Origin of the sequence: uncultured Stenotrophomonas sp. (genome assembly GCF_945952405.1) — a bacterium.
Classification (GTDB): Bacteria; Pseudomonadota; Gammaproteobacteria; order Xanthomonadales; family Xanthomonadaceae; genus Stenotrophomonas.
Window position 1 is genome coordinate 24,254 of record NZ_CAMFIA010000032.1, and the last position, 9,237, is coordinate 33,490.

9 protein-coding genes and 4 tRNA genes are annotated in these 9,237 nt (G+C 67.0%); 10 read left to right on the top strand and 3 right to left on the bottom strand.

Annotated elements, in window-relative coordinates; translation table 11 throughout:
- Positions 1-72: 72 nt before the first annotated feature.
- Both phoB and Q0P60_RS19905 read right to left on the bottom strand, forming a co-directional pair.
- Entirely contained in the window at positions 73-762 is a 690-nt protein-coding gene (phoB, locus tag Q0P60_RS19900) for a phosphate regulon transcriptional regulator PhoB (RefSeq protein WP_065199549.1), read from the bottom strand.
- Positions 763-878: 116 nt separating this feature from the next.
- Complete coding sequence (locus Q0P60_RS19905; protein WP_294997338.1) at positions 879-2,579, bottom strand: M48 family metalloprotease; 1,701 nt, start codon at positions 2,577-2,579, stop codon at positions 879-881.
- Positions 2,580-2,667: 88 nt separating this feature from the next.
- On the opposite strand from Q0P60_RS19905, the gene grxC reads away from it, so the two are divergent.
- The 6 genes from grxC to Q0P60_RS19935 all read left to right on the top strand — a co-directional run bounded on the left by grxC (position 2,668) and on the right by Q0P60_RS19935 (position 7,384).
- Positions 2,668-2,958 carry a glutaredoxin 3 gene (grxC, locus tag Q0P60_RS19910; RefSeq protein ID WP_049400919.1) on the top strand — a complete coding sequence of 97 codons (291 nt, stop codon included), beginning with the start codon at positions 2,668-2,670 and terminating at the stop codon, positions 2,956-2,958.
- Positions 2,955-3,347, top strand: coding sequence for a carboxymuconolactone decarboxylase family protein (locus Q0P60_RS19915; RefSeq protein WP_294997339.1), 393 nt, complete (start codon positions 2,955-2,957; stop codon positions 3,345-3,347). Before grxC ends, Q0P60_RS19915 begins: the two co-directional genes overlap by 4 nt.
- Positions 3,348-3,593: 246 nt before the next feature.
- A complete protein-coding gene (locus tag Q0P60_RS19920; RefSeq protein WP_294997340.1) occupies positions 3,594-4,598 on the top strand; it encodes an isocitrate dehydrogenase in 1,005 nt (334 codons plus the stop codon).
- 304 nt (positions 4,599-4,902) lie between these two features.
- Positions 4,903-5,646, top strand: a complete 744-nt coding sequence (locus tag Q0P60_RS19925; RefSeq protein ID WP_294997341.1) for a cysteine hydrolase — start codon at positions 4,903-4,905, stop codon at positions 5,644-5,646.
- A gap of 54 nt (positions 5,647-5,700) precedes the next feature.
- A complete protein-coding gene (locus Q0P60_RS19930; RefSeq protein WP_294997342.1) occupies positions 5,701-6,609 on the top strand; it encodes a LysR family transcriptional regulator in 909 nt (302 codons plus the stop codon).
- Between the two features lie 25 nt (positions 6,610-6,634).
- Positions 6,635-7,384, top strand: coding sequence for a sulfite exporter TauE/SafE family protein (locus Q0P60_RS19935; protein ID WP_294997343.1), 750 nt, complete (start codon positions 6,635-6,637; stop codon positions 7,382-7,384).
- Between the two features lie 59 nt (positions 7,385-7,443).
- On the opposite strand, the gene Q0P60_RS19940 is transcribed toward Q0P60_RS19935, so the two are convergent.
- Positions 7,444-8,202: a Bax inhibitor-1/YccA family protein gene (locus Q0P60_RS19940; protein WP_294997344.1), complete on the bottom strand. Its 759-nt coding sequence runs from the start codon at positions 8,200-8,202 to the stop codon at positions 7,444-7,446.
- 180 nt (positions 8,203-8,382) lie between these two features.
- Between Q0P60_RS19940 and Q0P60_RS19945 the strand changes: the two genes are divergently transcribed.
- The 4 genes from Q0P60_RS19945 to Q0P60_RS19960 all read left to right on the top strand — a co-directional run bounded on the left by Q0P60_RS19945 (position 8,383) and on the right by Q0P60_RS19960 (position 8,981).
- Positions 8,383-8,459, top strand: a tRNA-Pro gene (locus Q0P60_RS19945).
- Positions 8,460-8,498: 39 nt separating this feature from the next.
- Positions 8,499-8,575: transfer RNA gene (locus tag Q0P60_RS19950), tRNA-Arg, on the top strand.
- A 174-nt stretch (positions 8,576-8,749) separates the two neighbouring features.
- Positions 8,750-8,826 (top strand) — tRNA-His (locus tag Q0P60_RS19955).
- A gap of 79 nt (positions 8,827-8,905) precedes the next feature.
- A tRNA-Lys gene (locus Q0P60_RS19960) sits at positions 8,906-8,981 on the top strand.
- The last annotated feature ends 256 nt before the right edge of the window (positions 8,982-9,237 follow it).

Sequence of the window (9,237 nt, forward strand, 5' to 3'; positions counted from 1 at the left end):
GGGTGAACCGAGGGTTATAGCAGAGTTGCCGGCGCCGGCACCCGCAGGTGCGCGGCGCCGGCTCGACGAGACTCAGGTCGCGGTGGAGAAGCGGTAGCCGGCGCCGCGCACGGTCTGCACCATGTTCTCGGCGTTGAACGGTTCCAGCGTCTTGCGCAGGCGGCGGATATGCACGTCGATGGTGCGCTCCTCCACGTACACGCTGCCGCCCCAGACATGGTCCAGCAGCTGGGCGCGGGTATAGACGCGTTCCGGATGGGTCATGAAGAAGTGCAGCAGGCGGTATTCGGTCGGGCCGATCGGCACCGGCTGGTCACTGGCGAACACGCGGTGGGCGGCACCGTCGATGCGGATCGGGCCAACGGCCACACTGCCGTCCTCGTCATCCTCGCGGGCACGGCGCATGACTGCACGGATGCGGGCCAGCAGCTCGCGCGCCGAGAACGGCTTGACCACGTAGTCGTCAACACCGGCTTCGAGGCCGCCGACACGGTCATTCTCTTCGCCGCGGGCGGTCAGCATGATGATCGGCACTTCGCGGGTCAGCGTTTCCTTGCGCCAGCGGCGGGCCAGGTCCAGGCCGCTGGTGCCGGGCAGCATCCAGTCCAGCAGGATCAGGTCGGGAACGCGGTCGGCGATCGCGGTCTGGGCCTCACGGGCATCGCCGGCGTGGACCGGTTCGTAATCGCCCTTGCGCAGGGCGAAGGCGACCATTTCGCGGATCGCGGGCTCGTCGTCGACGATCAGGATGCGTTTCTGCACGAGGACACCGTAGGGCTCGGTTACTGGAGTGGTGCCAGTAGACTACGGTTTGATGACATGTTTGTGACTACCTGGCCGGAACCGGCCTGGATTGCCATCGACCGGTCATGCAGCGCTCAGCGGCGGTCCAGGTCCGGGTCCTGCACGCCCTGCCGGCGCAGCTCAAGCACGGTGGGGGTGATCGCCTCGATCCGGGCATCGACCCGCGCCCGCCCGACATAGTCCAGCGCCGGGTTGCGCTTGAGCGCCTGCAGCTGCATCAGCGACTGCTCCGGGCGGCCGCTGAGGAAGGCGGCCTCGGCATAGGCCTCGCTGGCGCGCACGCTGTCACCGGCCAGCTCGCTGGCGCGCGCGAAGCGCTGCTGGAAGACCGGATCGTTACCGCTTTGCGACAGCAGCGGCCGCAGCATCGCCTGCGCGCGCTGGCCGGCCTCGCGGCTGCCCTGTTCGTTCAGGATCTCGGCATAGGTCAAGGCCACCGGGCGGCTGTTCGGGTGTTCGCGCAGCAGCTGCTCGAACCGGCTGTTGGCCTGGGTGGCCTGGCCGGCACGCGATTCGGCCTCGCCCAGCCCAAGCGCCAGCCACAGGTTGTCGGGGCGGGTCTGCAGCAGGCCCGCCAGGGTCTGCCGGGCCTGGGTGGCACCGGCACGGCCGCCGCGCATGACGGCCAGGGCCTGGCCGTAGCGCTGGGCGTCGTTGAGGCCGTCTTTCTGGCGCTTGGCCATGTCCGCGTACTCGCGTTCCAGCTCGGCGGTGGAATCGGCGCTGAGGACGCGCAGGCGCTCGCGGGCCCACTCGAAGTCGCCGCTGGCGCCACGGGTGAGCTGGCCCATCGGGATGCGCAGCACGCTGCCGGGCAGCAACGGGTTGTTGCCCCGCAGCAGCGGCTCGGCCAGGCCGGGGTCGGCCGGGTCGACCCGCTCCCTGCGCTCGCCGCTGGGGGTGGTGGTGGTCAACAGCACCGTGTCCTTCTTCATCTGCTCGGCGCGGGCCTTGGCCTCGCTGATGCGGGTGATGTTGACCGGGTGGGTGCGCAGGAACTCGGGGACGCTGTAGCCGCCTTCGTTGCCCCGCATGGCCGCCGACATCCGCTCGAAGAAGCCGGCCATCGCGTCCACGTCGTAGCCGCTGCGCGACAGGGTGCGGATGCCGAGGCGGTCAGCCTCGGATTCGTTGGAACGGGTGTAGTTGATCTGCCGCTGCTGCATCAGGCCCATGCCCGAGCTGATCGCGGCCATGGTCGCGTTGCCCGAGGAGGTGCTGTTGCTGGCCTGGGCCGCCACCACCGCGGCCAGCATGCCGAGCAGGATCGGGATCTGGTCACGCTGGGCGCGCTCGACCCCGCGCAGCACGTGTTGCTGGGTGACGTGGGCGATTTCGTGCGACAGCACCGCCGCCACTTCGTCCTCGCGCTCGGCGGTCAGCACCAGCCCGGCGTTGACCCCGATGTAGCCGCCGAGGGTGGCGAAGGCGTTGATCTGGCGGTCCTTCATCACGAAGAACGTGTAGGGCTGGCGCGGCTGGTCGCTGTTGGAGCCGAGGCGGGTGCCCATTGTCTGCAGCCAGTCGTTGACCAGCGGGTCGTCCAGCAGGTAGCCGTAGTTGCGCAGCTCGCGCAGCATCATCGCGCCGTACTCGGCCTGGCGGGCCGGGGTCAGCAGCTCGCCGGCCGAGGAGCCGATGTCGGGCAGCTTCTCCTGGGCCTGGGCCAGCGGCATGGCCAGGGCCAGGGTGACGGCGGTAGTCAGCAGCAGGGCTCGCAAGCAGGGGGTCCTCGGGCGGGGCGCGCCCAGCGTGGCAGGGCAGGGGGCAACCATTCGTTAATCCACAGTGTTGCGGCCGTGGCGTGGAAATTCCAGCGCACCGGTACCATATGTAGACCGTCGATCCATCGTGGAGTTTCCCGTGACAGCCCAGACCGCCGGCGGTGCCCCCGCCATCACCATCTATTCCACCGCCGTCTGCCCGTATTGCGTGGCCGCCAAGAACTTCCTGAAGAGCAAGGGCCAGCAGTGGACCGAGGTCCGCATCGACCTGGACCCGGTCGAGCGCGAGAAGATGATGGCGCTGACCCGCCGTACCAGCGTGCCGCAGATCTTCGTCGGCGACGTCCATGTCGGCGGCTATGACGACATGATGGCCCTGCACCGTGAAGGCAAGCTCGAGCCGCTGCTGGCCGGGCAGGGCCAGGCATGAGCGCGGCCGACGACGGCAGCAAGGACCGCATCGCCGAGTTCACCGAGTTCCGCAAGCGCATGAACGAGCGCATCCTGGGCGAACCGAACCAGGTGGTGCGGCGCTTCTTCGCGCTGGACACGCAGACCTACCAGGCCGGCGCGCTGGACGTGAAGACCAAGGAGCTGCTGGGCCTGGTGGCCTCGATGGTGCTGCGCTGCGATGACTGCATCAGCTACCACGTGGCCCAGTGCAAGGACGCCGGGGTGAGCCGCGAGGAGTTCTTCGAGACCTTCTCGGTGGGCCTGGTGGTCGGCGGCTCGATCGTGATCCCGCACCTGCGCCGCGCGGTCGACTTCCTCGACCAGCTGGAAGGCGGCGCTGCCGCCCCGGACGCCCACGAGCACTGAACCTGGTAGTGCCGGCCGCTGGCCGGCGTCGCCTGGACCCGGATTGGGTGGGGTTGCCGGCCAGCGGCCGGCACTACCCCCCAGAGGCGGGGCGCGCGGGCAGTTCTGCCTGGCCGGGCATTGGGACCATGGTCTATTTGGGACCTCGGCCCCGGCTCAGGCATAATTGCCGGTGAAACTTCCTTTGCGCCGGCGTTTCCGGGCACGTCCGGACGGCGTTTTTCCCCCTGTTCGGAACATCGATCAATGACGCAGAAAATTACGGTCATCCGCGGCGACGGCATTGGCCCGGAAATCATGGACGCCACCCTGTTCGTGCTCGACCAGCTCAACGCTGGCCTGGAGTACGAGGACGCCGACGCCGGCCTGGTGGCCCTGGAGAAGCACGGCGACCTGATGCCGGCGGTGACCCTGGAATCGATCGCGCGCAACAAGGTCGCGCTGAAGAGCCCGCTGACCACCCCGGTCGGTGGTGGCTTCACCTCGATCAACGTCAGCCTGCGCCGCCACTTCGACCTGTACGCCAACGTGCGTCCGGCCCACACCTTCCCGAACACCAAGTCGCGTTTCGACAACGTCGACCTGATCACCGTTCGTGAGAACACCGAAGGTGCCTACCTGGCCGAGGGCCAGGAAGTGTCGGCCGACGGCGAGACCGCCTTCTCCGGTACCCGTATCACCCGCAAGGGCTCCGAGCGCATCGTGCGCTACGCCTTCGAGCTGGCCAAGAGCACCGGCCGCAAGAAGGTCACCGCCGTGCACAAGGCCAACATCATCAAGTCGACCTCGGGCCTGTTCCTGAATGTCGCCCGTGAAGTCGCCGCGCAGTACCCGGACATCGAGTTCCAGGAAATGATCGTCGACAACTGCTGCATGCAGCTGGTGATGCGTCCGGAACAGTTCGACGTGATCGTCACCACCAACCTGTTCGGCGACATCATCTCCGACCTGTGCGCCGGTCTGGTCGGCGGCCTGGGCCTGGCCCCGGGTGCCAACATCGGCAAGGACGCGGCAATCTTCGAAGCCGTGCATGGCACCGCGCCGGACATCGCCGGCCAGGGCAAGGCCAATCCGTGCGCGCTGCTGCTGGCAGCCGCGCAGATGCTGGACCACGTGGGTCAGCCGGAAAATGCCGAGCGCCTGCGCAAGGCCATCGTGGCGACCATGGAAGCCAAGGATTCGCTGACCGGCGACCTCGGCGGCACCGGCACCACCATGAGCTTCGCCAAGGCGATCGCCAGCCGCCTGTAAGCGGCCCGATCCCCAGTTGGAACCCACAGCGGGGCGCCTTCGGGCGCCCCGTTGCGTTTGAGGGGGAGTAGATCCACGCCATGCGTGGATGACGCAGGCTGGCGGCCCGCAGGCGCCCATGCGGCAGCCACCCATGGGGTGGCTCCACATCCACCCATGGGGTGGCTCCACATCCACCCATGGGGTGGCTCTACTGGAGGTGATCTGTGCGGATTTCGCACAGATCATGTGTCAATCCCTGGCTGGTTCGTGCGCTGCCCGCTCTGCATCCTGTGCCCACCTTCCCTCGTACAGGAGATCGCGCATGAACCTCACCGCCTTTGGCTTGGCCAGCCTGATCGGCATGGCCGCCGCCGCCCCGCTGGCCGCGGCCGAACCGTCCCATCCCACCATCCGCCACATGGCCGGTGCCACGGCCACCACCTCGCTGGACGCGGCCCGCACCGCAGTGCTGGTGATCGACTTCCAGAACGAATACTTCGATGCCAGCGCCGCGCCCGGCTTTGCCGGTGGCCGCATGGTCATTCCCGATGGCGTGGCAGCGCTGCACGAAGCGAAGCGGGTGGTCGCATTCGCCGATGCCCACGGCATCCGCGTGATCCATGTGCAGCACGTGCTGCCGGCCGCTGCTCCGTTGTTCGCACAGGGCAGCATCAATGCCGGCTTCCATCGCGAGCTGCAACCGCGCCAGGGCGAGACGGTGGTGCAGAAGGACAACGTCAGTGTGTTCGCTGGCGCTTCGGCCGCCGTACTCGACAAAGTGCTGAAAGACGCCGGTATCGACACGTTGATCGTCACCGGTCTGCAGACCCACGCCTGCGTGGCCGGTGCCGCCCGCGATGCCGCCGCCGCACCACGCGGGTACCGGGTGATCGTGGCGTCCGATGCCAGTGCCAGCCGCGACCTGAGTCTGGCCGGTGGACGTCGCATCGATCATCGTGCGCTGCACGAGGCGTCGTTGGCGCAGATCGAAGATGCTTTCGGTGAGGTCATGAGCACCGACGCGATCCTGGCACTGCCGGTCGGCAAGGGCGGCGACGGCGCTTGATAAGCTGGCGGGGCCCACATGCCGTGGGTCCCGCTGCGTGGAGCTGCTCGCCCGATGGATCATTTCGCTGCCCTGCGTGCACTGCGCGCCATCGTCGATGCGGGCAGCTTCACCGCGGCCGCCGAACGCCTGGGGACCACCCACTCGGCGATGTCGCGGCAACTGCGCCAGCTGGAGGAGCACCTGCAGGTGCGCCTGCTGGATCGCAACAGCCGCCGCTTGTCACTCACCGAAGCCGGGCGCGGCTACCACCGCGAGGCGGCCCTGCTGCTGGATCGGCTGCAGGAAGCGGATGACCGCGCGCGTGCCGGCCAGGCGCAACCGAGCGGCTGCGTGCGGATCAGTGTGCCGCAGGTTGTGGCCAGCCAGGAGCTGCCGCATTGGCTGCCGTCGTTCCTGCAGCGCTTTCCGCAGGTGACACTGGATCTGTCGGCGGATGACCAGCTGGTCGACGTTGTCGGCGGCGGCTTCGACCTGGCGCTGCGCATCGCGCCCGCGCTGCCGGACAGCCAGCTGGTCGCACGTGAACTGGCCAGCTGCCCGCGCATCCTGGTTGCCTCGCCGGCCTACCTGGCGAGGCAGGGTCTGCCCAGGCAGGCATCGGACCTCGAGCAGCACACCTTGCTCGGTTTCAGCCCCACCTCGTCGATGCCACCCTGGCGGTTGCAGGGGCCGCGCGGCGCCCGCGCGAGCATCGAGGCCGGGCAGCGCCTGCGCGTGGACGCCACGCCGGCCCTGTATGCCGCCGCACTGGCCGGCATGGGGATCAGCCTGTTCACCGCGCTGACCGTGCAGGAAGACCTGCGTGCCGGCCGCCTGATCCGGGTGTTGCCGGCCTGGCATGCCGGCCAGCGCCGCTACTTCGCGCTGTATCCGCACGCGCGTGCGCTTGCGCCGAAGGTGCGCGCGCTGGTCGAGCATCTCGCGGCGCACTACGCTGCACAGGCGGGCGCGGCGGGGTAGCCGTGCGACGGACATCGAGGTGGTGATGGAGTCGGTGTATCTGCTGGTTGCACTCGGCGCGATCGTCGCCGGATTCGTGCAGGGGTTGTCCGGTTTTGCCTTTGGCATGGTGGCGATGTCGTTCTGGGCATGGGGGCTGGAGCCGCGACTGGCCGCGACGCTATCGGTGTTCGGTGCGCTGGTCGGCCAGCTGATCGCGGTGTTCAGTGTGCGTCGCGGCTTCAACCTGCGCCTGCTGCTGCCGTTCGTGCTGGGTGGCCTGGCCGGTATTCCACTGGGCGTGATGGTGCTCCCGCAGCTGGACATGGACTGGTTCAAGGCGCTGCTGGGTGGCTTCCTGGCACTGTGGTGCCCAGTGATGCTGATGGCGCGCTCGTTGCCGCCGATCCGCGTCGGCGGCCGCGTGGGTGACGCGATCGCCGGCATGGCCGGTGGCGTACTCAGCGGTATCGGCGGTTTTGCCGGGCCGGTGCCAACCCTGTGGAGCACGCTGCGGGGCTTCGGCAAGGACGATCAGCGGGCGGTCATCCAGAACTTCAACCTGGCGATGCTGGCGGTGACCATGGCCACCTATGTCGGGAGTGGCCTGGTGAGCCGGCAGATGCTGCCGTACTTCGCCATCGTGGCGCCGGCCATGCTGGTGCCGGCATGGCTGGGTGCGCGGGTCTACATCGGCATCAGCGAGGTGCGCTTCCGGCAGATCGTGCTGAGCCTGCTGACCGCATCGGGGATCGCGTTGCTGGCCTCGTCGCTGCCGGTGCTGCTGGCACGCTGACGAAAGAATGAAAAAGGGCGCCACCCGGGCGCCCTTCGTCGTTTACGGGTCGGTACGGATCAGCGCTGCTGGATCTTCGACAGCAGGCGCAGGAATTCCACATACAGCCAGACCAGGGTCACCATCAGGCCGAATGCGCCGTACCACTCCATGTACTTCGGCGCACGCTGGGCCACGCCGGTTTCAATGAAGTCGAAGTCCAGCACCAGGTTCAGTGCGGCCACGACCACCACGAACAGGCTGAAGGCGATGCCCAGCCAGCTGGCGTCGTGGATCACCGGCACGTTGATGTTGAAGAAGCCCAGCACGAACGAGGCCAGGTAGAGCAGGGCGATGCCGCCAGTGGCAGCGACCACGCCCATCTTGAAGTTCTCGGTCGCCCTGATCACGCCGCTGCGGTATGCGACCAGCAGCGCGGCCAGGGTGCCGAAGGTCAGCAGCACGGCCTGGAACACGATGCCCGGGTACTTCATGTTGAACAGTGCCGAGACCGCACCCAGGAACAGGCCTTCGACCAGCGCGTACATCGGCGCGGTCACCGGCGACCATTCCTTCTTGAAGATGGTGATCAGCGCCAGCACCAGGCCGCCGATCGCGCCGCCCATCGCGTACAGGCTCGCGCTGCCGGAAATCTGGCCATACTCGTCGACCGACTGGCTCCAGGCGAAGGCCGCGGTCAGTACGGTCAACAGCAGCAGGATGCCGGTCTTGTTGGCGGTACCGTTGAGTGTCATGACCTGGTCGGGGCTGGTCACCACCGAGCCGCTGGCGAGGTCGAGGAAAGTAGACTCGGAAAGAGCCGGGTTGCCGCTGCGCATGCGTGTTCTCCGTGCGGATGAGGGTCGGGACGGCCATCCGGCCGACGATGGCGAGCATAGCCGATGACTGCCTGCAGCGCCGTGGCCAGCGTCGGCGTGGACGCGCCCGCGTTGACAGTTCGCGATGCGCTTGGCCACAATGACCAGCTCCGCGGGCCTGGCCCGAGGGGATTGCAAGACCGGGGTATAGCGCAGTCTGGTAGCGCGCCTGCTTTGGGAGCAGGATGTCGGGGGTTCGAATCCCTCTACCCCGACCAATCCCACGCCACGTCGGATTGGACGCCGTTCCGGTTCGGGCGCCCGTAGCTCAACTGGATAGAGCACCGGCCTTCTAAGCCGGCGGTTACAGGTTCGATTCCTGTCGGGCGCGCCATTGGCGAGGCACCGGGGTCGCATCAACGGATGTGAAGAAGTGCTTGCAAAAGCGTAAGGACTGCACCAGAATATCGGACTCGCTTCGGCGGACCGCAACTTTGGTGGCAGTCCCCAGGCAGATGTTCAAGGTTCCAGCGCTGGCGGTATCGGCGGTGGAGCAAAAGTTTCAGTGGTGGCTGTAGCTCAGTTGGTTAGAGTACCGGATTGTGATTCCGGTGGTCGGGGGTTCGAATCCCCTCAGCCACCCCACTGATTCAACCGCATCGGCGCCGCCGAAACGGTATTGCAATAAACGGAAAGCACGCTACAATGTGCGTCTGAGTTTCACGGGCCGTTAGCTCAGTTGGTAGAGCAGTTGACTCTTAATCAATAGGTCCAAGGTTCGAATCCTTGACGGCCCACCAAGACGGAAGCCACCTGGTATGCCAGGTGGCTTTTTTCTTTTAAGTGTGACCCTTCGTTTCGATGGATCACACGCTGCGGAACCCGGCCTTGTGCCGAGCTGCAGTGGTAGCGGGATCGCAGCGCGGGTTTCAACGATGTTGAACAAAGTGCTTGCGCCCACCGAGCGGATCGGGTCATAATTCGCGCCCCGATTTCGGGCTGTTAGCTCAGTTGGTAGAGCAGTTGACTCTTAATCAATAGGTCCAAGGTTCGAAT